Here is a 22,999-nt window from a genome sequence, read left to right as displayed (position 1 = left end):
ATCCTTGGCTTGTGTCAGCCCGTCATCCTAGAAGGCGCGCGCTCTGCATCGGCTGTGCAACCGCGATGAACCTTTTGTGTGACCCGCGCGACACACCGCCGATACAGAACATGCCTAGAAGCGCAAAATCGTCGAAACTTTGAAGCGAATTCTCCGTTTCAACGCATTGGTAACCGCCCGGTGCACAGATGCAGAAAGCTCAACAAGAGATGACCTCCGTGAAAGCAGCGCTTCTGTCCTTTGCCATGTTGTCCGCCATCGTGCTGTGCGGCCTCGGCATCTATTCCGCCGACGCAGCCAACAATCACAACGCCGTCGACGGTTACGGCGTCACCGCCTCGCTTCGCTAAGAGCCGGAAGCGTCTTTCGCGTCCTCGGACGCGGAGGCTCAAGCTTCCTTGACGGTCATTGTCAGGATGCGTTTGTCCGGGCCGTCCACGACGAGCGCGCTCAGCATCCCTGATTGCCAGGCAAGCGTGTCGACATTGACGCGGTTGGCCATCACCTCCGCCTCCGGCACCGGCGTATGGCCGTGCACCACGATCTTCGGGAACAGGCCCGGATAATTGTGGAAGGCGTCGCGGATCCAGATCAGATCCTGCGGGTTTTGCCTTGCAAGCGCGATGCCCGGCCTGATGCCAGCATGGCAGAAGAAGAAATCGCCCAGCGCCAGCGAAAGCCGCAGCGATCGCAGAAAATCGATGTGAGTTTGCGGCACCGCTTCGACCAAGGATTGATGTCCTTTGCGCACGGCGGCCTCGGCGTTGCCGAACCACATGCTGGTGCCTTCGGTGATTGCCACACCGTAGGATAGCGCCGTCTGGATTCCGCCGAAACGGATGAAAAGCCCTTCCGGGTCGGGCTTCTTGAGAAAGTCGAGAAAACCGATGTCGTGGTTGCCGGCCAGCATCAGATGGCGCGGGTCGCGCTCACGCGCTTCGATCAGGAAGTCGATGACGCCCTTTGAGTCTGGTCCGCGATCGACATAGTCGCCAAGATGGATGACGCGCCAGTCGGCAGGCGCCTCCTGCTCGATTTCGGCCTCGATGCGTTGGTGCATGGCGGCCAGCAGGTCAAGCCGGCCATGCACGTCGCCAATCGCGTAAAGACGCACACCTTCCGGCCCATGCGCGTCGAGAAAATGGATGCCGGGTTCTGCCAACTCTGCGCTGTCTCCGTGGTCACGCTGTCACGGACTAGCGCCGGAGCTGATCCTTGCCCATGTCGGTGACCAGACGCTTTCCGCACAACGCCAGCGTGATGTCCATCTCCTTGCGGATGATTTCCAATGCCTTGGTAACCCCTTCCTTGCCAAGGGCACCCAGGCCGTAAAGAAATGGCCGGCCGATATAGGTGCCCTTGGCGCCGAGGCAGAGCGCCTTTAGAACATCCTGGCCTGAGCGAATGCCGCCGTCCATGTGGACTTCGATCCTGTCGCCGACCGCATCGGCGATTTCTTCCAGCGCCATGATCGAAGACGACGCGCCGTCGAGCTGCCGCCCGCCATGGTTGGATACGATGATCGCGTCGGCGCCGGTCTTGGCCGCCATCAGCGCATCTTCCTTGTCGAGAATACCTTTCAGGATCAGCTTGCCGCCCCAGCGTTCCTTGATCCAGGCGACGTCCTTCCACGACAGATGCGGATCGAACTGCTCGGTCGTCCATGAAGACAGCGATGCGACGTCGCCGACGCCCTTGGCGTGGCCGACAATGTTGCGGAAGGTGCGGCGCTTGGTGCCGGCCATGCCCATCCACCAGCGCGGGCGGATGGCGATGTCGGCAATGTTGGCCAGCGTCATCTTCGGCGGTGCCGAAAGCCCGTTGCGGACATCCTTGTGGCGCTGTCCGAGGATCTGCAGATCGAGCGTCAGCACCAGGGCCGAGCACTTCGCCGCCTTCGCCCTGTCGATCAGGTCGAGCACGAAATCCTTGTCGCGCAGCACGTAGAGCTGGAACCAGAACGGCTTTTTCGTCACCGAGGCGACGTCTTCGATCGAGCAGATGCTCATCGTCGACAAAGTGAACGGCACGCCGAATTCCTCGGCTGCCTGCGCCGCCAGCATCTCGCCATCGGCGTGCTGCATGCCGGTCAGACCGGTTGGCGCGAGCGCCACCGGCATTGCCACCTTTTCGCCGATCATGGTCGATTCCAGCGACCGGTTGCTCATGTCGACCAGCACGCGCTGGCGGAACTTGATCTTGGCGAAATCCTCCTCGTTGGCCCGGTAGGTGCTTTCAGTCCAGGCGCCGGAATCGGCGTAGTCGAAGAACATTCTTGGTACGCGCCGGCGCGCGAGCTCCTTGAGATCGGCGATGGTGAGGATTTGGCTCATGAGGGTCCCTGCCTATCAGTCCTAGGAGCGTCTGCGTGTGGGTTCGATCTCGCCCGCCTCGGAGCGTTGTCTGAGCCTCAACCGCGACACGCGTTGCCAGTCGCCGCTGCGCTCGGCCTCGGCCATCGACCGCTCGACATAGATCATGTGGTCCATCGCCGCCTGCCGGGCAGCGGCCGGGTCGCCGGCCTTCACCGCTGCATGGATGGCCCGGTGCTGGGCAAGCAGGGCGTCGCGCGCGCCGGGCACGGTGAACACCAGCAGCCTGTTCTGGAACACGCCTTCCGACAACAGCCGGTAGCAGGAGCGCAACGTGTGCAGGAGCAGGATGTTGTGCGCGCACTCGCAGATCGCGTGGTGGAATTCGACGTCGATTTCGGCCTCGTCGTCGAAATCGCCGGTCCGGTGCGCCTCATCCATGCGTGCCATGATGCGGTCGAGCAGCGCCAGATCCTCCGGCGTGGCACGCCGCGCCGCATACTCGGCCGCGACGCCTTCGATCTCGCGGCGGTATTCCAGATAGTCGGCCACGGCCTTGCGATGCGTCGAGATCAGGTCCGCCACCGGCTTGGTGAACAGCTGGCCGATGATGTCGGCGACATGCGTGCCGCCGCCGGCCTTGGTCGTCAAAAGGCCACGCCCTTCGAGCGCCTTCAGCGCATCGCGCAGGATCGGCCGCGACACGTCGAACTGGCGTGCAAGCTCGCGCTCGCCCGGCAAACGGTCGCCGGTGCGCAGCACGCCTTCGAGGATGAGGCTCTCTATCTGCTGCACCACCTCGTCGGCGGTGCGCGAATGCTCGATCCTGGAAAAAATGTCGCTCAACAGAATGCCTGGAAGGTGAACCGGGATCGTGCAGGATAAAGCCAGCGTCGCCAACTGGTCAAATTATTTATCCAATTGGTCGAAGCGCGTCGATTTTGCCGCGCAACGCCATATTGTCTTCGGCTAAACTTTGCTGTTTGCGTCATCTGGCGATTGGCCCTAGAGGGACGCAATGTAAGAGGGTTCACGGAAACCCGGGGAACAAGCCGTGTCAGACGACCCGACCAATCTCGAGTTCCAGCCGCGTGCCAAGGGCAGCGTCATGGGCTTTCCGGCGCATGAAGGCCGGCCCGGCGCGCTCGGCGAGGTCCATGCCCGGCCGCATCCGCTGATCGAAAAGCCGCGCGTGCTGGTGCAGCTCGCCTTCATGACGGAGGGGGGCTCCGGCGTCGACCATGCGGTGCTGTCCGAATTGTCGCGTCGTCTCGGCATCGCCGCACCCGACCGCCAGGCCCGCCACCACGCCATGAAATCGGGCAAGGGCTCGCTCCGCTGGGAGCGGCATACCGAATTCTCGACCTATCTGTGGGAAGGTCCGCTTTCCGAAAGCGGCAGGACGCAGGAGCATTCGCCGTTCGGCAACGGGTTTTCGCCACCGGGCACCGTCATCTCCGGCATCAGGCTCGAAATCCGCAAGTGGACGCAAGCGAGCGAGCGGCTGATCGCCAGCTTCGATCCGACCAGCCTCTGCTATTCGCTGGTCGAACGCGGCAACGCCGCCATCGTCACCGATTTCCGCCAGGATGGCGACGGCATGACCCGCATGCTGGTGCTCGATCGTGGCCTGACGCCGGCGCGTACCGGTGCGCTGTCGCAACGATTGATCGACATCGAGACCTACCGGACGCTGGCCATGCTTGGCCTGCCATTGGCGCTGACACTGTCGGGCCGCGCCCGCCGCATCGAGGACAGGCTGGCGCAGACCACGCTGGAAATGAAGGTCGCCGAGACCCGCGACAGCCAGACGCTGCTGGCCGACCTGACCGAGCTTGCCGCGGAGCTGGAAGCCGACGCCGCGTCGAGCCTTTACCGTTTTGGCGCCAGCCGCGCCTATGACGGCATCGTCGGTGAACGGCTGGAGGCGCTCGAGGAAGAAGCCGTGCCAGGCTACGACACCTGGGGTGGGTTCCTGCAGCGCCGCGTCGCACCAGCCATGCGCACCTGTCGCTCGGTGGAGGAGCGGCAGGCCAATCTGTCGCGCAAGCTGACCCGCGCCACGACGCTGCTGCGCACCTGGGTCGATGTCGAGGTCGAGAAGCAGAACCGCGACCTGTTGGCGTCGATGAACAACCGTGCCCGGCTGCAACTGCGCCTTCAGCAGACCGTAGAAGGCCTCTCGGTCGCCGCCGTCTCCTATTATGTGGTCGGCCTCATCGGCTATGTCGCCAAGGGCGCCTCGATCTTTGGCCATGCCTTCGCGCCGGAGGTCGTCACCGCAGCTTCGGTGCCGGTCGCCATCCTGCTGGTCTGGTGGGGCGTGCGCCGCGTGCGCCGAATGCATTCCGAACCCGGCAAGCTGGCGGGCGAATAGCAGGCCTACGTCACCCCAAGGTCAGACAGCGGCAGATTGCCGCTACGGAAGCTTGTCTCGACCCTGATGCTGCATTCTCACCGCCGCAGGATTTGCAACAAACGCGCTTCACTGGTAAAAGATTTTGACCAGTCAAGCAAAACGAGGCTGCTGATGTCCGGCCTGGCCATGCCGAAACCAGACGACGCCACGATGCGCCGGCGCGACGAGATCGTCGCCGACATGCGCATCATCGTGCCGGGTGAGGGCGTCGTCGACGCCGCTAATTCCATGCGGGCCTTCGAGAGCGATGGCCTGACGGCCTATCGGCAGCTGCCGCTGGTCGTCGTGCTGCCGCAGACGGTGGCGCAGGTTTCCCGCGTGTTGAAATACTGCAACGACCGCAACATCCGCGTCGTGCCGCGCGGTTCCGGCACCTCGCTGTCCGGCGGCGCGCTGCCGCTCGAAGATGCCGTCCTGCTGGTCATGAGCCGCTTCAACCGCATTCTTGCGATCGATTTCCCCAACCGCGTCGTCGTTGCCCAGCCGGGCGTTACCAATCTCGGCATCACCACCGCCGTCGAGCAGGAGGGCTTCTATTACGCCCCCGATCCATCCTCCCAGATTGCCTGCTCGATCGGCGGCAATGTCGCGGAAAATTCCGGCGGCGTGCACTGCCTGAAATACGGCCTCACCGCCAACAATGTGCTCGGCATCGAGATGGTGCTGATGAGCGGCGAGGTGGTGCGGCTCGGCGGCAGTCACCTCGATGCGGAAGGCTACGACCTGCTCGGCGTCATGACCGGCTCCGAAGGGCTGCTCGGTGTCGTCACCGAGGTCACCGTGCGCATCCTGAAAAAGCCGGAGACCGCCCGCGCCTTGCTGATCGGCTTCCCGACCAGCGAACAGGGCGGCCAATGCGTCGCCGATATCATCGGCGCCGGCATCATTCCGGGCGGCATGGAGATGATGGACCGCCCGGCGATCCATGCCGCCGAGGATTTCGTCCATGCCGGCTATCCCCTGGATGTCGAGGCGCTGCTGATCGTCGAACTCGACGGGCCGAGCGTCGAGGTCGATCATCTGATCGGCCTTGTCGAAGCTATCGCCTACAAGAACGGTTCGACCACCTGCCGCATCTCGCAGTCCGAGCAGGAGCGGTTGAGCTTCTGGGCCGGCCGCAAGGCGGCGTTTCCGGCCGTTGGTCGCATCTCGCCCGACTATTACTGCATGGACGGCACCATTCCGCGCAAGGAGCTGCCGCGCGTGCTGGCCGGCATGCGCGAGCTGTCGGAGAAATACGGTCTCGGCGTCGCCAACGTCTTTCACGCCGGCGACGGCAATCTGCATCCGCTGATCCTCTACGATGCCAATGTGCCGGGCGAACTCGACAAGGCCGAGAGTTTCGGCGCCGACATATTGCGGCTCTGCGTCAAGGTCGGTGGCGTGCTCACCGGCGAACACGGCGTGGGCGTCGAGAAACGCGACCTGATGCCGGAGATGTTCAACCAGATCGACCTCGACCAGCAGATGCGCGTCAAATGCGCCTTCGATCCCAACCACCTTTTGAATCCCGGCAAGGTCTTCCCGCAGCTTCGCCGCTGCGCCGAACTTGGCCGCATGCACATTTCGGGCGGCAAGCTGCCGTTTCCGGACATTCCGAGGTTTTGAGGGGACATGTCGGAAATTCCGCGCCCATGACCACCTTCACCCCAACCAATTCGGACGAAGTCTTGTCCGCCGTCGCCTGGGCCGTGGCGGAAGACTCGCCGCTCGAAATCCTTGGCCATGGTTCCAAGCGTGGCATCGGCCGGCCGCCGCAGAGCGAACACAGGCTCGACCTGTCGAAACTAACCGGCGTTACGCTCTACGAGCCGGCCGAACTGGTGCTGTCGGCAAAAGCCGGCACACCGCTGGACGACATCGAAAAGCTGCTGGCGCAAAATGGCCAGCAGCTCGCCTTCGAGCCGATGGATTACGGCCCGTTGCTCGGGGGCGAAGCTGGCAAAGGCACTATCGGTGGCGTGCTCGCCGCGAACCTTTCCGGCCCGCGCCGGCTGAAGGCGGGCGCGGCGCGCGACCATATTCTTGGCATCAATGCCGTTTCCGGCCGTGGCGAGGCCTTCAAGTCCGGTGGCCGCGTGGTCAAGAACGTCACCGGCTACGATCTGTCGAAGCTGATGGCCAACAGCTGGGGCACGCTGGCCGTGTTCACCGATGTCACCTTCAAGGTGCTGCCTGCCGCCGAGACCGAGGTCACGCTCGCCGTCCGAGGTTTGCTCGATGATGCGGCTGCCGCCGCCATGGCGCTGGCGCTCGGCTCCAGCGCGGAAGTGTCGAGTGCCGCCCATCTTCCGGAGCGGATCGCCGCGCGCGTCGCCGGCGGTACGCTCGGCAACGATGCCGCGACGCTGCTGCGCGTCGAAGGGTTTGGCCCCTCCGTCGCCTATCGCATCGCCGCTCTGAAAACATTGCTCGGCAAGGCCGGGCCGCTGGAGGAGATTTCGGGCGAAGCTTCAATCGCCATATGGCGCGATGTGCGCGATTGCAGGCCCTTCGCCGACGGCAGCGAGAAACCGGTCTGGCGCGTCTCGATGACGCCGGGAGAGGGCCACCAGATGGTGTTGACACTGCGCATGCAAGCCGCCGTCAGTGCCTTTTATGACTGGCAGGGCGGGCTGGTGTGGTTGCGCATGGAGGAGGGTGATCCGGAAGCTGCTTTGCTGCGCGGGCTGTTGAGAAAACATGGCGGCGGCCATGCGACCGTGGTACGCGCGGCACCCTCCCATCGCGCTGCCTTGCCGGTATTCGAACCGCAGGCGTCGGCATTGGCGGCACTCAGTCAGCGCCTGAAGCAGGAATTCGACCCGAAGAACATCCTCAATCCCGGCCGCATGGCCTAGGACTTACGCGATGCAGACCAATTTTTCGCTTGCCCAGCTAGCCGATCCGCATGTCGCGGAATCGGAAAAAATCCTGCGCAAATGCGTGCATTGCGGCTTCTGCACCGCCACCTGCCCGACCTATGTGACGCTCGGCAACGAGCTCGATTCACCGCGCGGGCGCATCTACCTGATCAAGGACATGCTGGAGAATGGCCGCCCGGCCGACAAGGAGATCGTCACCCATATCGACCGCTGCCTGTCGTGCCTTGCCTGCATGACCACCTGCCCGTCGGGCGTCAACTACATGCATCTGGTCGACCATGCCCGCGCCCATATCCAGGAGACCTACAAGCGGCCGCTGCTCGACCGCCTGACCCGCGCCATGCTGGCCTTCGTGCTGCCCTATCCCGCGCGCTTTCGTGCCGCGCTCAGGCTGGCGAAGCTGGGCAAGCCGTTCATTGGCTTGTTCGAAAAGGTCCCGGCGCTGAAGCCGCTTGGCGCCATGCTCAAGCTCGCGCCGGCATCGATCCCCAAAACTTCGCCGATGGCCTCGCCGGGTATCCATGCCGGACAGGGGACAAAAAAGGGCCGCGTCGCTATCCTCACCGGCTGCGCGCAATCGGTGCTTGATCCCGCCATCAACGAGACGACGATTTCGCTGCTGACGCGGCTCGGCGTCGAGGTTGTGGTGCCGCCGGGCGAGGGCTGTTGCGGCGCGCTGGTGCATCACATGGGGCGGGAGCAGGCAGCGCTTGCCTCGGCGAGACAAAATGTCGACGCCTGGACACGCGCCATCGAACAGAGCGGGCTCGATGCCATCGTCATCACCGCGTCGGGCTGCGGCACGACGATCAAGGATTATGGCTTCATGCTGCGGCTGGATCCGGCCTATGCCGACAAGGCCGCAAGGGTGTCGGCGCTGGCCAAGGACATCACCGAGTATCTGGCCGGTCTCGACTTGCCCGAGCCGGTGCGCAAGCCGGGCACCATCGTCGCCTATCACTCGGCCTGTTCGATGCAGCACGGCCAGAAGATCACCCGCCAGCCGAAGGAGCTGCTGGCCAAGGCCGGCTTCATCGTGCGCGAGCCGCGCGAGGGCCATCTGTGCTGCGGTTCGGCCGGCACCTACAACATCCTGCAGTCCGAGATTTCGGCCAGGCTGCGCGACCGCAAGGTGAAAAACATCGAGGCGACAGGGGCTTCCATCGTCGCCACCGGCAACATCGGCTGCATCACGCAGATCGCTTCCGCGGCGAAGATGCCAGTGGTGCATACGATCAAGCTGCTCGACTGGGCCTATGGCGGACCGAAGCCGGAAGGCATTGCGGGAGAGAGCCTGGTCGCCGCGGAGTAGTGCCCGTCCCTGTGCTTACTCCGCCGCGAGCCTGTCGGTCGTTCCGTAGGTCGCCTCGTAGAGCGCGCGCTGCCGGCTGAGCGCGACCATCGTGTTGCGCAAAAGGATCGCGACGGTGATTGGGCCGACGCCACCCGGCACCGGGGTGATCCAGGAGGCGACCTCGCGCACGCTTTCGGTGTCGACGTCACCGACGATACGGCTGGACCCGTCCGGCCCGATTTCGGAATTGATGCCGATGTCGATGACGGCAGCACCCGGCTTGACCATGTCGGCCTTGATCAGCCGCGGCTTGCCGACGGCGACGAACAGCGCATCGGCCCGCCGCGCGTGCGCGGCAACCGATCGCGTCATGTGGTGGCAGACCGTCACCGTCGCGCCTTCGCTCATCAACAGGAAGGCGATCGGCTTGCCGACAATTTCCGAATGGCCAACGATGACGACTTCCAGCCCCTTGAGGTCAAGGCCGGTCTCCTTCAGCAACTCGACCGAGGCGGCGGCGGTGCAGGGCGCGAGGTCGAGCTGGTTGTAGACGATGTTGCCGATCGAGACCGGATGCATGCCCTCGACATCTTTCAGCGGATGCACCGCCGCCTGCAGCGTCCTGATCGGGATATGCGCCGGCACCGGCCGCTGGATGATGATGCCGGTGACGCGCGGATCGGCATTCAGCCCGTGGATGGCCGCTTCCAGCTCCCCCGATGTGATGGTGGCGGGAAAACGCCGTTCCTCGAAATCGATGCCGGCCAGTTGCGCCTTGGCGCGCTGGTTGCGCACATAGACATCCACCGCCGCAGTATCGCCAACCGTGATCGAGATCAGCTTGGGTGGAAAACCCTCTGCTTTGGCAATCGCCGCATCCTCGCGCACGGCGGCGATGATGCGCTGGGCAACCGGGCCGCCCTTGAGATAGCGGCTGTCGTGGGACAGGGGCATGGGGGACAGGGACATGGGTGGACTCTTTTGCTTGGTTGCCGCCGACATAGCAAAAGAACATCGGCAAGGGCAGCACGAAAAGCGAACCGTCATGCCTGTTGCGCGACGCGCCGAAGAAACAGTGCTCGTTAAGCGTCAGGGTGCGGTCGAAACGGAAAGGGCAGCACGGTTTCCCGCACTGCCCTTTCTGACTGACCGCATCCCCATACGGCCCGTCCCCCGTTGTCCTCAGACTGACCCTGGAAAGCTGGTTGCTTTGCCGGCCAAGTGATTCGCTACCGGAACTATATCACCTCGACCGTGGTTCCGACATTGACGCGTTCATAGAGGTCGACCACGTCCTCGTTGCGCATGCGGATGCAACCAGACGACACCGCGCCGCCGATCGTCCACGGCTGGTTGGTGCCGTGGATGCGATATTCGGTCGTGCCGAGATAGAGCGCGCGCGCGCCCAGCGGGTTCTCCATGCCGCCGGCCAGATAGGTCGGCAAATAGCGGCCCTTGGCGGCTTCGCGCTTGATCATCTGTGCTGGCGGGCGCCAGTCCGGCCACTCACGCTTGTTGGTGATCTTGTGCGTGCCCGACCATTCGAAGCCGGGTTTGCCGGTGCCGACGCCGTAGCGCCGCGCCTTGCCGTTCTTCTCGATCAGAAAGAGGAAATTCTGCGTCGTATCGATGACGATCGTGCCCGGCTTCTGCGGGCCGTCATAGGCGACTTCCTGCGGCAGGTAGATCGGGTTGATCTGCGGACGCATGGCCATCCGCTTGGGCGGCGGCTGCACGGCCGCCGTCTGCACCCGGTCGGGTTGCGCCGGCTGCGCATAGCGCAGGCGCGGCTGCTGCACGACCTGCCGGTTCTGGCGCACGATGCCGGGCGCATGGCCAAGCTGCAGCACCCAGGGTGCGGATAGGTCGGGGCTCACCATCACCGGCGGCCTGTCGGCATAGCGGTCGCCGGCGGTTGAAGGTGTGACGCCTGCGGCAAACACAGCCACGGCGCCGAGCACGGGAAACAAAACTGTCTTCATCGGAACGCACCTTGATCGTCTGATACAACCAGGTGGAAACGCCCCCCGGTTCAGCGATCTTTGGCGTGGAAGCAGCAACCGAAACATGAATCGGAATGCGTAAAATGCGCTGTTGTCAGTAAACCTTTTGGTGTGGTTACCGCCTGGTTCAGGAATCTGGTAAAGCCACAGTAAATGCAGCGCACAAGCGCATTAACGAACGGATTTTTGGCTATGGAAAAGGAAAACACCGGTCTGCTTGCCGGTCCCGACGGGGTCGCGCGCTGCTTCTGGCACGGCAATCTGCCGGACTACCTGCACTACCACGACCATGAATGGGGCCGCCCTGTCGCCGACGACCGCAGGCTGTTTGAAAAGATCTGCCTCGAAGGCTTTCAGTCGGGCCTGTCGTGGCTGACCATCCTGCGCAAGCGCGAGAATTTTCGCGAGGCCTTCGCCAATTTCGAATTCGACAAGGTCGCTGCCTTCACCGACAGGGATGTCGAGCGCCTGCTTGGCAATGCCGGCATCATCCGCCATCGCGGCAAGATCGTCTCGACCATCAACAACGCCAAGCACGCCCGCGAGATGGCCGATGAATTCGGCTCGCTGGCCGCCTGGTTCTGGAAGTTCGAACCCGGCAAGGACGAGCGGCCCGAGATCGTCGATCTCGCCCATCTGCGCGCTAACCCGACCACGGCGGTCTCGGTTCGCATTTCGAAGGAATTGAAGAAGCGCGGCTGGAGCTTTGTCGGCCCGACCACGGTCTACGCCTTCATGCAGGCCATGGGCCTGGTCAACGACCATCTCGAGGGCTGCGTCTGCCGCAGGCAAGTCGAGAAGGAACGGAAGGCTTTCAAGCGGCCGAAATAGACGCGGGCGGGGTAATCTCAGGTGCCGTTGACGCTGGCGAGGAAAAGCCCGGCGACGATTGCCACCACCGTGGCCACGGTCGGGTAGATCACCAGCAGGCCGGTCATCAAAGCGTCGCGCATCGATGGCCCCTTGCCGGTGTCGGCCGGTATCTCGAACGGACCGGCAGCCTGGCTGACCATTTTCTGAGCGTGGATGTCGGCCGCGCGCAGGCGCGCGGGCAGATCGCCTGCACCGCTGTCGACGGCATGGAATTTTGATGCGCTGGTCATGTCCCGAACCCCTTCGTGTCGACGCGGGTTATCGGCTGCGATTGTGTCGGCACGATGCCGCGCTCATGGCGGATTGTTTCATTTCCGGTGCGTTCTTGTTTCAGGGTGGTTCGGTTCCTTCCTTTTCCCGGCGGGAGAGGCAAGGCTGCAAAGCCTTGCCGCACAAAGCTGCATCGGTTAGGACACGCGCGCTGCGGAAGTAGGAAATTTCCTACCGCACAGCGCCACGAAACACCGAGTACCCATCCCATGGCCGACAAATCGGAAAAGACGAAAGCGCGACTGCCGCGCGGTTTTGCCGACCGCAGCGCCGAAGACATCCGCGCCGTCGAGAAGATGATGTCGACGATCCGCTCGGTCTTTGAGCTCTATGGTTTCGAACCGGCCGACCAGCCGCTGATCGAATACACCGATGCGTTGGGAAAATTCCTGCCTGACCAGGACCGCCCGAACGAAGGCGTGTTCTCCTTCCAGGATGACGACGACCAGTGGCTGTCGCTGCGCTATGACCTGACCGCGCCGACGGCGCGCTTCGTCGCCGAGAATTACGAGCGGCTGCCAAAACCCTATCGCAGCTATCGCTCCGGCTGGGTGTTCCGCAACGAGAAGCCGGGCCCCGGCCGCTTCCGCCAGTTCATGCAGTTCGACGCCGACACGATCGGCACGCCCGGCGTGGCCGCCGACGCCGAAATGGCCATGATGATGGCCGACGTGATGGAAGCGCTCGGCATCAAGCGCGGCGACTACGTCATCCGCGTCAACAACCGCAAGGTGCTGGACGGCGTGCTGGAGGCGATCGGCCTCGGCGGCGACGAGAATGCCGGCCGCCGGCTGACGGTGCTGCGGGCGATCGACAAGCTCGACAAGCTTGGACCGGAAGGCGTGAGACTTCTGCTTGGGCCGGGGCGTTGGGACGGCGGCAAGGAAGGCGAAGGCGACTTCGCCAAAGGTGCGGGACTAAATGATTTGCAAGCCGAAGCGGTCCTTCGCGCGACAGCGAAGAGTGAACAGGCCGGCCAGGATTCCAGCGTCAGCGCGAACGCGGTCTACCAGGAAGGCGTCGGCGAACTCTCGACGATTGAAGCCTTGGTCAGGGCGGCTGGATACGCCGAAGACCGTATCGCCATGGACCGCTCGGTTGTGCGTGGTCTCGAATACTATACCGGCCCCGTTCTCGAGGCCGAACTGCTGGCCGAAATCCCCAACGAGGACGGCCAGATCGTGCGCTTCGGCTCGGTCGGCGGCGGTGGCCGCTATGATGGCCTCGTCTCGCGCTTTCGCGGCGAGCCGGTGCCGGCGACCGGCTTTTCGATAGGCGTGTCCAGGCTGATGACGGCGCTGAAGAACCTCGGCAAGCTCGACAGCGCTGACGTGATCGCGCCGGTCGTCGTGCTGGTGATGGACAAGGACACTGACAGCCTCGGCCGCTATCAGAAGATGGTCGCCGAGTTGCGCGGCGCCGGCATCCGCTCCGAAATGTATCTTGGTGGCGCCGGCATGAAGGCGCAGCTGAAATATGCCGATAGGCGCGGCTGCCCGGTCGCAATCATCCAGGGCGGCGACGAGCGCGCCAAGGACGAGCTGCAGATCAAGGACCTGATCGAAGGCGCGCGCATGTCGGCCGAAATATCAGACAACGCCGAATGGCGCGCCGCGCGCCCGGCGCAAGTGACGGTGGCGGAAAGCGAACTGGTCGCCGAAGTGAAGAAGATTTTGGCGGCGCAGGCCGAGGAGAGGGCGAAGTGACAAGCGCCGCGCTGGCTCTCCCTTCTCCCCTTGTGGGGTCCGAAGGACGGGGCGAGACCCGTGGCTCGCCCCCGGGCGGTGGCGTCGCGCAGCGAGGTCGGATGAGGGGTGTTCCAGGGAACGCCACCGTCTCATTCCGTCCAGCACCCCTCATCCGTCTTGCTGCGCGCCAATCCACCTTCTCCCACAAGGGGAGAAGCGAAGGTGGCGCTTCATGACCTCCCGCTACCCCGCGATATCAGTCGACATCATCAACCTGTTCGCCACGCGCAACACGCATGCGGTCGAAGTCGCCGTGCTGCAGCCGGCCGACCCGTTCCTCGACATGGCGGGCGAGGACCTGCGCCGGCGTATTTTCCTCACCGAAAGCGAGACCGGGCAGGCGTTGTGCCTGCGGCCGGAATTCACCATTCCGGTCTGTCTCGACCACATCAGGTCGCAGGCCGGCACGCCGCGCCGCTATTCCTATCTGGGTGAAGTGTTTCGCCAGCGCCGCGAAGGCGGCAACGAGTTCTTCCAGGCCGGCATCGAGGATCTCGGCGACCGCGACACCGCTGAGGCTGATGCCCGTTCGCTCGCCGACGCACACGCGCTGCTCGCCCTGGTGCTGCCGGGCCAGGCCTTGGCGATCACGCTCGGCGACCAGACCATTTTCGAGGCGGTGCTGGCAGCGCTTGGGCTGCCGCGCGGCTGGCGCATGCGTCTGGCGCGGGCCTTCGGCTCGGCGCCGATGCTGGAGGCGGCACTCGCCGATCTCGCCAACCCGCCGCGCAACGGCCAGCTCTCAGGTCCGGTCGCTTCCCTTGTCCTCGACGGCGATCTGGAAGGTCTTTCCGCCCACATCGCGGGCGGCATGGAAGAGGCAGGCCTGTCGGCCTCCGCCGGGCGCTCGCCGGCCGACATTGCCAGGCGGTTGATCGAGAAGGCCGAATTGCGCAGCGTGCGGCTGTCGAACGAGGCCTTCGCGGCGCTGAAGGGTTTTCTGGCGATCGACGTGCCGCTCGATGGCGCGGCACAGGCCTTGGACGCCTTCGCCAGAGGTGCCGGGCTTTCGCTTGATACCGCGCTGGAGAAGTTCGCTTCCCGCGCCAAGGCGATCGAGACGCACGGCTTGCCGGCCGGAAAAATCCGTTACGATGCCGCTTTCGGCCGTCCGCTCGACTACTACACCGGCCTGGTCTTCGAAATCGCGGCCCAGGATGGCGACCGGCCGCTGGTTGGTGGCGGCCGCTACGACCGGCTGCTGACGCTGCTTGGCGCGAAGACGCCGATCCCCGGCGTCGGCTTTTCCGTCTGGCTCGACCGCATCGACGCACTGCGGGAGCCGGCGCCATGATCACCCTGGCGATCCCGTCGAAAGGCCGGCTGAAAGAGCAGGCGCTGGAGGTGCTGGCCAAGGCCGGGCTCGCCGTCAGCCTGCCCGGCGACGAGCGCGCCTATCGCGCCCGCATCGAAGGCGCGGAAAGCATCGAAGTGGCGTTTCTGTCGGCTTCCGAAATTGCTGGCGAGATCAGCCAGGGTGCGGTCGATCTCGGCATCACCGGCGAAGACCTGGTGCGCGAGAACCTCGCCGATTGGGAGGCACGCGCCGAAATCGTCGCACGTCTCGGCTTCGGCAGTGCAGATGTCGTGGTGGCCGTGCCTGACATCTGGCTCGACGTCGACACCATGGCCGATCTCGATGACGTTGCCGCCGATTTCCGCCAGCGCCATGGCAGGCGGCTCAGGATCGCCACCAAATACTGGCGGTTGACGCAGCAATTCTTCTCGCAGAAACACGGCATCCAGGTCTACCGGATCGTCGAGAGCCTCGGCGCCACCGAAGGCGCGCCGGCTGCAGGGTTGGCCGATGTCATCGTCGACATCACCACCACTGGCTCGACGCTGCGGGCCAATCATCTCAAGGTCCTCGGCGACGGCCTCGTCCTGCGCTCGCAGGCCTGTCTGGTAGCGTCGAGGAAGACGCGTGCCGCGGCCGATGAGGCGTTGTTGCGCGACATAGCCGCGAAGATGGCGGCGGCGGTCGGGTAGCGGTGGAGGCTTCCTGCCCTCCACTATCATCAGGGCTCCGAACTCAGCTTAACAAAAGGCCTGAAAACGGCCAGTCCGACGGTGCCGGTCGCTTTTTCAATAGGAATTTATTCTTGACACGGTGAGGGCAGCTATGCTACGTATTCGTCCATGGTGCTGATTTGCGCCAATGACCCGCCGCACAGGTGGGTTTTTGCGTTTGATGCTTCGTCAACCAACGCGCAGGCGAAGCTCCGAGGAAACCCGCTAATCCGGATTCGTTGCACTGCCCCGTACCATCGGCGGGATTTCCACCGTCCCGGCAGGCTGATAGGCTCGACCATCCCGGGAGGAGACAGCGATGCCGATCAATCTCGACGAGCTGAAGAATGCCACCAATTTGCGCGGACGTGGATCGCGCAATGGCAGTGTCTTCGTAGCGCCTGTCGACGGCAGGGCGCATGTCTCGGGCGAGCGCACGACGCCATTGCTCGACAAAACCATTCCGGCGCTGTTTTCCGACACCGCCAGCAAATACGCCACGCAAGACGCCGCCGTCTTCGTTGACCAGGACAAGCGCTTCACCTGGAGCGAACTGTCGGACACGGTGGACGCTCTCGCCGCCGGCTTCCTGGCCCTCGGCCTGGAAAAGGGCGATCGCGTCGGCATCTGGTCGCCCAACCGCTGGGAATGGCTGGTGACGCAGTTCGCCACCGCCCGCCTCGGCCTCATCCTGGTCAACATCAACCCCGCGTACCGGCTGACCGAACTGGACTATGCGCTGAACAAGGTCGGCTGCAAGGCGCTGGTGACGGCGGCCAAGTTCAAGACCTCCGATTACCTCGGTATGATCGAGACGCTGGCGCCGGAAATCGCCACCGCCACGCCCGGCAAGCTCAAGGCGAAGAAGCTGCCGGCGCTGAAGATCGTCATCCGCATGGGCGAGGACAATTCGCCCGGCATGTTCAATTTCGGCGACGTGCTGGCCATGGCCGGGCGCGACGAGCATGACAGCCTCGACCGCATCTCCGAGGGGCTGAAGCCCGGCGAGGCCATCAACATCCAGTTCACCTCGGGCACCACGGGAGCGCCCAAGGGCGCGACGCTGACCCACAACAACATCGTCAACAACGGCAATTTCGTCACCTCGGCGATCAAACTGACCGTCGACGACCGGCTGTGCATCCCGGTGCCTCTCTATCATTGCTTCGGCATGTCGATGGGCACGATGGGCTGCGTGTCGAAGGGCGCGACCATGGTTTTCCCGGGCGAGGGGTTCGATCCCCGCGCCACGCTGCAGGCGGTGGCTCAAGAGCGCTGCACCGGCCTCTATGGCGTGCCGACCATGTTCGTCGCGCTGCTCGATCATCCGGATTTTTCATCCTTCGATCTGTCCAGTCTGCGCACCGGCATCATGGCCGGCTCGCCATGCCCGATCGAGGTGATGAAGAAGGTGGTATCGCTGATGCATATGGCGCAAGTGACCATCGCCTATGGCATGACCGAGACCAGCCCGGTGTCGTTCCAGAGTGGCGTCGATGACCCGCTGGAAAAGCGCGTCTCGACGGTCGGGCGCATCCACCCTCACGTCGAGGTCAAGGCGGTCGATGCCGATGGCGCCACCGTCGCCGTCGGCGCGCCGGGCGAGCTGTGCACGCGCGGTTATTCGGTGATGAAGGGCTATTGGGACGACGAGGAGAAGACCCGCGAGGCCATCGACACCGACGGCTGGATGCACACCGGTGACCTCGCCACCATCGATGCCGAGGGCTATTGCAACATTGTCGGCCGGGTCAAGGACATGGTCATCCGCGGCGGCGAAAACGTCTATCCGCGCGAGGTCGAGGAATTCCTCTACCGCCATCCCAAGGTCAAGGAGGTGCAAGTCTTCGGCATTCCCGACGCCAAATATGGCGAGGAGCTGTGCGCCTGGATCGTGCTCAAGCCAGGCCAGATCGCCACCGAGCAGGAGATCAAGGCCTTCTGCGCCGGCCAGATCGCCCATTACAAGGTCCCGCGCTACATCCGCTTCCGCACCGAATTGCCGATGACGGTGACCGGCAAACCGCAGAAATTCTTGATGCGCAATGCGATGGTGGAGGAGCTTGGGCTGGTGACGCAGAAGACGGCGTGAGGGGGGCAGCGCTTCGATTGTCGGTGCACTAAATGCAGCCAAGGATCACGGATCCCTGCGGCATCGTCTGGAACTGCGGGTGACGTTGTTTGTGGGAGTCGAACGCCGGCCGTTGGGGCGCTGCCGGATATTGCCAAGGTGCCCGATATGGGGCTTCCGCAAGGCTCGCAGAAACGCCTAGGGGGAGGGGGCTTGAATGAGTGGTTTCGGACGATCGGTGACGTCTTATGCGATGCCCTTGGCCGCTTTGGTGATGGCTGTCGCAGTCAGGGCAAGCGGGCTGTCGGTAGACGAAGGTTCACTGAACGTCAGGATCCTTGTCGGAGCGCTTTCGACTGCGATCATGTTCACCACCATTTTCGTCGTGCTCGACCATGCCGAGGCGGTGGCTCGGCGTGTAGGAGAGCCCTACGGCACATTGGTGCTGACTTTTGCCGTGACGGCAATCGAAGTGTCGATAATCGTTTCCATGATGCTGCATGGAGAGAACAACCCTACGCTTGCACGTGAGTCCGTCTTTTCAACGGTGATGATTACATCCACCGGCGTCGTCGGTACGTGTCTCGTGCTTGGCGGCTGGCGTCATCGCAAGCAGGCAATTGTTCGACAAGGGACCAGCGCATATTTGGCGGTTCTGATCGCACTAACCGTCATGACGCTTATTCTGCCAACCTACACGCAAACCACGGGGCCGGGCACATTTTCAGCAGCACAACTCGGCTTTGTGAGCGTACTTTCAGTGCTGCTCTATGCAAGTTTTGTGTTCGCGCAGACTGTCCGGCACCGAGACGACTTCGTCCAGGGAGAAGCGCACGACGTTTCGATGCGGACCGCCCCTCATGGGGGCATCTCCGCCAGCATTTTGCTCCTGTTAATCGGGCTGATTGGAATTGTCATGCTCGCCGAGCAGGTCGCCGCAAGCGTTGAAGACACGCTCGTTTCCTACCAGGTGACCCAGGCTGACAGTATTGTCGGAGCGTTGATCGCCGGGTTGGTTTTGATGCCAGAGGCCATTTCTTCGGTTCGCGCTTCTCTCAACAATGAGCTGCAACGCGGCTTGAATGTTGCGATGGGTTCGGCTTGCGCCACAATTGGTTTGACAATACCGGCGGTCGCAGCTGCCAGCCTGCTGACGGGAAGAGGGTTAACCCTGGGGCTTCCAGCAACTGACACAGTACTTCTGATTTTAGCGCTCTTCATATGCAACGTCAGCTTTAGTACCGAAAGAACGACATTCCTGACGGGCATGGTCCATATCGTGGTATTTTTTACGTATATATTTCTTATATTTGTACCATGATCGATTTGCGCCGAGATTGCGATTGGCTGTGACTTAGGGAATCCGGAATCGGAGGCGGCACGCGAATGTTGGACAACTACGAGGTGGACGGGTTTGGCGTGATTCACCAGATCGACTTCACCCCGATCAGATACGACAAGCAATACATTTCCTATTACGAGGACCTGAGTGACCGGACCATCAAGCTCGGATATCAGCGACTTGGCTGGGTGCTGGGAATCACCGGCGAGATTCCTCGGTCCGTGCTGGAGATTGGTTATGGCACGGGCACATTCGTCGAAGCCGCGAAAATAACCGGGGTCGCCGACTGCGCCGGCTGCGACATCGCCAGGTTTCCGCTGCCCAAGGGCGTTCGCTTTGTCGATTGGGATGAGGCGCTCGCCAGCTCGTGGGATCTCGTCGCCATGTTCGACGTGCTGGAGCACATCCCGGATCTGGGTTTCCTCGCCCGCCTTCAGGCCCGCTACCTGGCCGTCGCCGTTCCTTATTGCCGCTGGCGCGAGCTCGGTGCCGACGGCGACGCGTGGTTCCGGACGTGGCGTATGCGTCTCCCCAACGAGCACCTGCACCACTTCGACCGTGACTCGCTGATGGCGCTCCTCGCGCACAACGGCTTCCAGTGCATGACACTGAACTGCTTCGAGGACGGGATTAGACTGCGGCCCGGCGAAGCAGGTCCGAATATTCTGTCCGGCTTCTTCAGAAAGCTATAGGCGGGTTTTCCCACCAACACGACCAAGCGTGCGAAAACGGGCTAGTCAGATAAGGTTTTCTCGTTGGCGGCAGGATCAGCAAAAAGGCGCGGGCCACGACCCGCGCCTTTTTCGTATTCACGCTTCCAAAACTCAGTCCTTCTCGAAGACGCGCGCCTTGGCGACGACGCCTGCGAGGGCGCCGCCGATCAGCGGTGCGACGATGAACAGCCAGAGCTGGCCGATCGCAGCAGTGCCGGAAAACAGCGCCGGGCCGATCGAGCGGGCCGGATTGAGCGATGTGCCGGTGACCGGGATGATGGCGAAGTGCAGTCCGGCCAGCGTCAGGCCGATGACCAGCCCGGCGAACGCCGTCGAGTGCTTTTCAGCCGTAACGCCGAGGATCACGGTGACGAAGGTGAAGGTGCCGATCAGTTCCCACAGGAACGCCGAACTCACGCCCCATTTCGCCACGTCCCAGCCATTGGCGCCGAAGCCGCCTGTGTGTCCGCCGGTCTGGCCGGAGACGATGATCCACAGCGCGAGCGAGGCGAGGATGGCGCCGATGATCTGCGCGATCCAGTAGGGGATGACGTCCTTGGCCGGCAGCCGGCCGGCAAGGAAGACACCGAGCGTCACCGCTGGATTGAGATGCGCGCCAGAAATGGGACCGATCGCATAGGCTGCCGCAATGAGGCCGATGCCGAACGCCAGACCGATGCCTTCCTGGCCGAGCGGCAGCGCGCCGCCGAAGCCGCCTGTCACCACAGAAGCCGTACCGATGAACACCAATAGAAATGTGCCTAGAACTTCCGCCAGATAAGTCTTCATTGCCCTCTCCTCGTATCGATCCGCTGGCCTGCGTTTTCGCGGCGCGAATCATGGTGGCAAGAGTATTCCCTGCCGAAAAACTTGGAAAGCAGCGCAGTTGCGCCAGATCGCATGCTTGCAGGCCCCAGTTACGAACATTAGAGACCCGTTATCTATGATCGATCTCTTGTTGCCGGCCAGGGACATTTACTGGTCGGGCGGATGCGCCGTTCTTGGTTGGGATAACCTCGTCGCCATGAGACGGAAGCGGGGTTCAATCCAGACGTGAAAGGCTCCCTCTCTTTGTTCTGACGCAATTCCCTGGCGAAAGCGCTGCGCGCTTTCCCTGGAAAACCGTTTCACACTTTTCCTGGAATTGCTCTAAGAGCAGGCCCGGAGATCCTGTTTTCGATTTGATGGAATGACGAATGCGACTGGGTGGACGGCTGGCTGCGGCCATCGAAGTGCTGGAAGACATCGGACGGCGTCACCGGCCGGTCGCCGACGCGCTGAAGGACTGGGGCCTGTCGCATCGCTTCGCCGGTGGCGGCGACCGCGCGGCGATCGGCAACATCGTCTATGACGCCTTGCGCCGCAAGCGTTCCGCCGGCTGGCTGTTGGGGGAGGACACGCCGCGCGCCATCGGCTTCGGCGCGCTGCTGCTCGAATGGGGCCAGACGGCGCAGTCGCTCAACGATGCGCTTGACGGCGACAAGTTCGCGCCACCGCTGCTGACTGCCACCGAGCTTCAGGCAATTGCCGATCGCCGGCTGGCCGATGCGCCGGCCGTGGTGCGGGCCGACATACCGGATTGGTGCGCGCCGCTTTTCGAGAAAACCTTCGGCGCGACCTGGGCCGACGAGGGTGCGGCGCTGGCGACACGCCCGCCGCTCGACCTCAGGGTCAACACGCTGCAGGCCAATCGCGACAAGGTGTTGGCCGAACTGACGGGAACCGGCGCGAAACCTGCGGCAATAGCGCCGCAAGGCATCCGCATCCCGCCGATCGATGGCGACGGCAGGCATCCGAACGTTCAGGCCGAGCCGGCCTTCCAGAAAGGCTGGTTCGAGGTCCAGGACGAAGGCTCGCAGGTGGCGGCTGCCCTTGCCGGTGCCCAGGCCGGCATGCAGGTGCTTGACTTCTGTGCCGGCGCCGGTGGCAAGACGCTGGCGCTGTCGGCTTCGATGGACAATCGCGGCCAGATCTTTGCCCACGACGCCGAGAAGGCACGGCTGGCGCCGATCTTCGACCGCATCCGCCGCTCGGAGAACCGCAATGTGCAGATCGTCACCAAGCCGGCCGAACTCGCTCCGCTCGCGGGCCACATGGACATCGTGCTGGTCGACGCGCCCTGTACCGGCAGCGGCACCTGGCGGCGCCGTCCCGATGCCAAATGGCGGCTGACGCAGAGACAGCTCGACGCCCGCAAGGGCGAGCAGGCGGCGATCCTCGATGCGGCCAAGGCCTACGTCAAGTCAGGCGGCCTGCTGGTCTACATCACCTGCTCGGTGTTCGACGAGGAGAATGGCGAGCAGGTCGCGGCCTTCCGCGACCGCAACAGCGGTTTTGTCCCGGTCGATCACCGCGCGCTCTGGGACAGCCGTTTTCCAGGCCATGCGGCGGCCGTGCGCATCGGTCCGGGAGGCGACATCTCGCTGTCGCCGGCGCTGAGCGGCACCGATGGCTTCTATTTCTGTGCCATGCGCAGGGCGAATTGACGCTGCCCGTTGACAGCTGGCGATGGCGCTCCAGTTGCAGATGCGCGGCATCGGGCCGCCATCACGGGGTGGAATTCTTGCAAAGATATATGTCGCTTCTGCCCTTCCTCATCCTGGTGTTGGGTGGAGGCCTGCTGATCGGCTACGTGACGCTGCCGGGTGCCTGGTATGCGTCGCTGGCCAAGCCGCCCTTCAATCCACCCAACTGGGTCTTTGGGCCTGCCTGGACACTGCTCTATGTGCTGATCGCCATAGCCGGCTGGCGGACATGGCTGCATCAGCCGACAGAAACTGCGAAGAAGATCTGGGGCGTCCAGCTCTTTCTGAATTTCCTGTGGTCGCCGACCTTCTTCGGCGCCAGGATGATGGGGCCGGCGCTCGTGGTGATTGTGCTTCTTCTCGCCAGCATTGTGCTGTTCATCGCCAGCGCCTGGAACCGTGACCGGACTTCCGGCTGGCTGTTCGTTCCTTACGCGGCCTGGGTAGCTTTCGCCACCTTGCTCAACGCATCGCTTCTCTGGCTAAACTAAGTGCCTTCGGCTCGTTTTGTTGCAGTGCAGCAAAAGCATTTGCCTGTCGCCCATGCCTCTGCAA

The 22,999-nt window shown here is 63.4% G+C and carries 21 protein-coding genes; 14 read left to right on the top strand and 7 right to left on the bottom strand.

Features of this window, described 5'->3' with window-relative positions; genetic code table 11:
- Positions 1-218: 218 nt before the first annotated feature.
- Complete coding sequence (locus AC1D10_RS10010; protein ID WP_257784452.1) at positions 219-350, top strand: hypothetical protein; 132 nt, start codon at positions 219-221, stop codon at positions 348-350.
- A 38-nt stretch (positions 351-388) separates the two neighbouring features.
- Here the strand turns inward: AC1D10_RS10010 and AC1D10_RS10005 are convergent, their stop codons facing one another.
- From AC1D10_RS10005 to AC1D10_RS09995, 3 genes are read right to left on the bottom strand one after another with little or no spacing between them, the layout of a single operon-like run.
- Entirely contained in the window at positions 389-1,162 is a 774-nt protein-coding gene (locus AC1D10_RS10005; protein ID WP_477271120.1) for a metallophosphoesterase, read from the bottom strand.
- A gap of 34 nt (positions 1,163-1,196) precedes the next feature.
- The gene (locus AC1D10_RS10000) at positions 1,197-2,333 is read right to left on the bottom strand and encodes an alpha-hydroxy acid oxidase (protein WP_477271118.1); all 1,137 of its coding nucleotides are present in this window, start codon (positions 2,331-2,333) and stop codon (positions 1,197-1,199) included.
- 21 nt (positions 2,334-2,354) lie between these two features.
- Positions 2,355-3,158, bottom strand: coding sequence for an FCD domain-containing protein (locus tag AC1D10_RS09995; protein ID WP_477271116.1), 804 nt, complete (start codon positions 3,156-3,158; stop codon positions 2,355-2,357).
- A gap of 208 nt (positions 3,159-3,366) precedes the next feature.
- Between AC1D10_RS09995 and AC1D10_RS09990 the strand changes: the two genes are divergently transcribed.
- The 4 genes from AC1D10_RS09990 to glcF all read left to right on the top strand — a co-directional run bounded on the left by AC1D10_RS09990 (position 3,367) and on the right by glcF (position 8,907).
- Positions 3,367-4,689, top strand: coding sequence for a DUF3422 family protein (locus tag AC1D10_RS09990; protein ID WP_477271114.1), 1,323 nt, complete (start codon positions 3,367-3,369; stop codon positions 4,687-4,689).
- 153 nt (positions 4,690-4,842) lie between these two features.
- Positions 4,843-6,339, top strand: coding sequence for an FAD-linked oxidase C-terminal domain-containing protein (locus tag AC1D10_RS09985; protein WP_477271112.1), 1,497 nt, complete (start codon positions 4,843-4,845; stop codon positions 6,337-6,339).
- Positions 6,340-6,365: 26 nt separating this feature from the next.
- Entirely contained in the window at positions 6,366-7,571 is a 1,206-nt protein-coding gene (locus tag AC1D10_RS09980; RefSeq protein ID WP_477271110.1) for an FAD-binding protein, read from the top strand.
- A 10-nt stretch (positions 7,572-7,581) separates the two neighbouring features.
- Positions 7,582-8,907 carry a glycolate oxidase subunit GlcF gene (gene glcF, locus AC1D10_RS09975; RefSeq protein ID WP_477271108.1) on the top strand — a complete coding sequence of 442 codons (1,326 nt, stop codon included), beginning with the start codon at positions 7,582-7,584 and terminating at the stop codon, positions 8,905-8,907.
- 15 nt (positions 8,908-8,922) lie between these two features.
- On the opposite strand, the gene AC1D10_RS09970 is transcribed toward glcF, so the two are convergent.
- Positions 8,923-9,843 (bottom strand): bifunctional 5,10-methylenetetrahydrofolate dehydrogenase/5,10-methenyltetrahydrofolate cyclohydrolase, encoded by a 921-nt coding sequence (locus AC1D10_RS09970; protein ID WP_477272064.1) that lies wholly within the window; start codon positions 9,841-9,843, stop codon positions 8,923-8,925.
- 284 nt (positions 9,844-10,127) lie between these two features.
- Positions 10,128-10,871, bottom strand: a complete 744-nt coding sequence (locus tag AC1D10_RS09965) for a L,D-transpeptidase (RefSeq protein WP_379093121.1) — start codon at positions 10,869-10,871, stop codon at positions 10,128-10,130.
- Positions 10,872-11,084: 213 nt separating this feature from the next.
- On the opposite strand from AC1D10_RS09965, the gene AC1D10_RS09960 reads away from it, so the two are divergent.
- A complete protein-coding gene (locus AC1D10_RS09960) occupies positions 11,085-11,723 on the top strand; it encodes a DNA-3-methyladenine glycosylase I (protein ID WP_379093118.1) in 639 nt (212 codons plus the stop codon).
- Positions 11,724-11,740: 17 nt separating this feature from the next.
- On the opposite strand, the gene AC1D10_RS09955 is transcribed toward AC1D10_RS09960, so the two are convergent.
- The gene (locus AC1D10_RS09955) at positions 11,741-11,995 is read right to left on the bottom strand and encodes a hypothetical protein (RefSeq protein ID WP_477271105.1); all 255 of its coding nucleotides are present in this window, start codon (positions 11,993-11,995) and stop codon (positions 11,741-11,743) included.
- A gap of 249 nt (positions 11,996-12,244) precedes the next feature.
- On the opposite strand from AC1D10_RS09955, the gene hisS reads away from it, so the two are divergent.
- The 6 genes from hisS to AC1D10_RS09925 all read left to right on the top strand — a co-directional run bounded on the left by hisS (position 12,245) and on the right by AC1D10_RS09925 (position 19,898).
- A complete protein-coding gene (gene hisS, locus AC1D10_RS09950) occupies positions 12,245-13,741 on the top strand; it encodes a histidine--tRNA ligase (RefSeq protein ID WP_477271103.1) in 1,497 nt (498 codons plus the stop codon).
- Positions 13,742-13,955: 214 nt separating this feature from the next.
- Positions 13,956-15,077: an ATP phosphoribosyltransferase regulatory subunit gene (locus AC1D10_RS09945; RefSeq protein ID WP_477271101.1), complete on the top strand. Its 1,122-nt coding sequence runs from the start codon at positions 13,956-13,958 to the stop codon at positions 15,075-15,077.
- Positions 15,074-15,772 carry an ATP phosphoribosyltransferase gene (gene hisG / locus AC1D10_RS09940; RefSeq protein ID WP_477271099.1) on the top strand — a complete coding sequence of 233 codons (699 nt, stop codon included), beginning with the start codon at positions 15,074-15,076 and terminating at the stop codon, positions 15,770-15,772. Before AC1D10_RS09945 ends, hisG begins: the two co-directional genes overlap by 4 nt.
- A gap of 340 nt (positions 15,773-16,112) precedes the next feature.
- A complete protein-coding gene (locus AC1D10_RS09935) occupies positions 16,113-17,885 on the top strand; it encodes an AMP-binding protein (protein ID WP_477271097.1) in 1,773 nt (590 codons plus the stop codon).
- 196 nt (positions 17,886-18,081) lie between these two features.
- The gene (locus tag AC1D10_RS09930; protein ID WP_477271095.1) at positions 18,082-19,185 is read left to right on the top strand and encodes a calcium:cation antiporter; all 1,104 of its coding nucleotides are present in this window, start codon (positions 18,082-18,084) and stop codon (positions 19,183-19,185) included.
- Between the two features lie 65 nt (positions 19,186-19,250).
- The gene (locus tag AC1D10_RS09925; protein ID WP_477271093.1) at positions 19,251-19,898 is read left to right on the top strand and encodes a class I SAM-dependent methyltransferase; all 648 of its coding nucleotides are present in this window, start codon (positions 19,251-19,253) and stop codon (positions 19,896-19,898) included.
- Between the two features lie 132 nt (positions 19,899-20,030).
- Here AC1D10_RS09925 and AC1D10_RS09920 read toward each other — a convergent pair whose 3' ends face one another.
- Complete coding sequence (locus tag AC1D10_RS09920; protein ID WP_477271091.1) at positions 20,031-20,708, bottom strand: MIP family channel protein; 678 nt, start codon at positions 20,706-20,708, stop codon at positions 20,031-20,033.
- Between the two features lie 407 nt (positions 20,709-21,115).
- Between AC1D10_RS09920 and AC1D10_RS09915 the strand changes: the two genes are divergently transcribed.
- Entirely contained in the window at positions 21,116-22,405 is a 1,290-nt protein-coding gene (locus tag AC1D10_RS09915; protein ID WP_477271088.1) for an RsmB/NOP family class I SAM-dependent RNA methyltransferase, read from the top strand.
- Between the two features lie 77 nt (positions 22,406-22,482).
- Positions 22,483-22,935, top strand: a complete 453-nt coding sequence (locus AC1D10_RS09910) for a TspO/MBR family protein (RefSeq protein WP_477271086.1) — start codon at positions 22,483-22,485, stop codon at positions 22,933-22,935.
- Positions 22,936-22,999: the final 64 nt, after the last annotated feature.

Source organism: Mesorhizobium sp. P2_A8, assembly GCF_056404935.1.
The sequence above is the reverse complement of the archived record's forward strand: the minus strand, read 5'-3'. Positions and strand labels throughout refer to the sequence as shown.

What these genes read in the sequence shown, in the direction of transcription:
- AC1D10_RS10000 (WP_477271118.1), bottom strand. Translation starts at nt 2,333, where the DNA reads ATGAGCCAAATCCTCACCATCGCCGATCTCAAGGAGCTCGCGCGCCGG.
- AC1D10_RS09915 (WP_477271088.1), top strand. Translation starts at nt 21,116, where the DNA reads ATGCGACTGGGTGGACGGCTGGCTGCGGCCATCGAAGTGCTGGAAGAC.
- AC1D10_RS09965 (WP_379093121.1), bottom strand. Translation starts at nt 10,871, where the DNA reads ATGAAGACAGTTTTGTTTCCCGTGCTCGGCGCCGTGGCTGTGTTTGCC.
- AC1D10_RS09920 (WP_477271091.1), bottom strand. Translation starts at nt 20,708, where the DNA reads ATGAAGACTTATCTGGCGGAAGTTCTAGGCACATTTCTATTGGTGTTC.
- AC1D10_RS09980 (WP_477271110.1), top strand. Translation starts at nt 6,366, where the DNA reads ATGACCACCTTCACCCCAACCAATTCGGACGAAGTCTTGTCCGCCGTC.
- AC1D10_RS09955 (WP_477271105.1), bottom strand. Translation starts at nt 11,995, where the DNA reads ATGACCAGCGCATCAAAATTCCATGCCGTCGACAGCGGTGCAGGCGAT.
- AC1D10_RS09930 (WP_477271095.1), top strand. Translation starts at nt 18,082, where the DNA reads ATGAGTGGTTTCGGACGATCGGTGACGTCTTATGCGATGCCCTTGGCC.
- AC1D10_RS09960 (WP_379093118.1), top strand. Translation starts at nt 11,085, where the DNA reads ATGGAAAAGGAAAACACCGGTCTGCTTGCCGGTCCCGACGGGGTCGCG.
- AC1D10_RS09935 (WP_477271097.1), top strand. Translation starts at nt 16,113, where the DNA reads ATGCCGATCAATCTCGACGAGCTGAAGAATGCCACCAATTTGCGCGGA.
- AC1D10_RS09970 (WP_477272064.1), bottom strand. Translation starts at nt 9,843, where the DNA reads ATGCCCCTGTCCCACGACAGCCGCTATCTCAAGGGCGGCCCGGTTGCC.
- AC1D10_RS09945 (WP_477271101.1), top strand. Translation starts at nt 13,956, where the DNA reads ATGACCTCCCGCTACCCCGCGATATCAGTCGACATCATCAACCTGTTC.
- AC1D10_RS09985 (WP_477271112.1), top strand. Translation starts at nt 4,843, where the DNA reads ATGTCCGGCCTGGCCATGCCGAAACCAGACGACGCCACGATGCGCCGG.
- glcF (WP_477271108.1), top strand. Translation starts at nt 7,582, where the DNA reads ATGCAGACCAATTTTTCGCTTGCCCAGCTAGCCGATCCGCATGTCGCG.
- hisS (WP_477271103.1), top strand. Translation starts at nt 12,245, where the DNA reads ATGGCCGACAAATCGGAAAAGACGAAAGCGCGACTGCCGCGCGGTTTT.
- hisG (WP_477271099.1), top strand. Translation starts at nt 15,074, where the DNA reads ATGATCACCCTGGCGATCCCGTCGAAAGGCCGGCTGAAAGAGCAGGCG.
- AC1D10_RS09925 (WP_477271093.1), top strand. Translation starts at nt 19,251, where the DNA reads ATGTTGGACAACTACGAGGTGGACGGGTTTGGCGTGATTCACCAGATC.